The organism is Mitsuaria sp. TWR114 (genome assembly GCF_007997345.1).
Window position 1 is genome coordinate 1 of the sequence record NZ_VOSR01000976.1, and the last position, 526, is coordinate 526.

1 pseudogene is annotated in these 526 nt (G+C 71.7%); it reads left to right on the forward strand.

Annotation, left to right across the window (positions count from 1 at the left end):
- Positions 1–300: pseudogene (locus FUT87_RS29530) on the forward strand (hypothetical protein); the annotation flags it as partial.
- Positions 301–526: the final 226 nt, after the last annotated feature.

Consider the following 526-nt stretch of genomic DNA (forward strand, 5'->3'; position numbering starts at 1 on the left):
ATCAGCGGCGCGATCTCCGGTGCCGCGCTGGCGGGTGGGCGTTCATGGCCGGCGGCACTGGCCGGCACCGTGGGCGCTGTCGTGTCGACCTACGTCTGTCACCGGCTGCGCCAGCGCCTGTCGCGGGCGCTCGGCCACGACGCCCCGGTGGCTGCGGCCGAAGATCTGATCGCCTTCGGCGGCGCGACGCTGCTTTGCCTTGCATCGCTCGGCCAACAAGCCGACACCGCTCGGCTCGATGCGGCCTCGACTGAGGACTACGACGACGCGTTGGCAGCCATGGGCTGGCCGCACAGCTGAGCACAGCTGAGCGCCCTCGAACGAGGCCTGCGTCGGCAGCACGCTGACCGCGGCGCCTCGACGTCAGACCTTCGGCGCGATTGCCGCGATCACCGCGATCAACGCCCCGCAAGATGCCATCGCGCCGATGTAGATCGCCCACGCCAGCCAACGCGCTCTCCGGCGAGGCTCCGCCGCACCACGCGACAGCATCGCGCCCGCGGCCGACAGGCCGATCGCGATCACG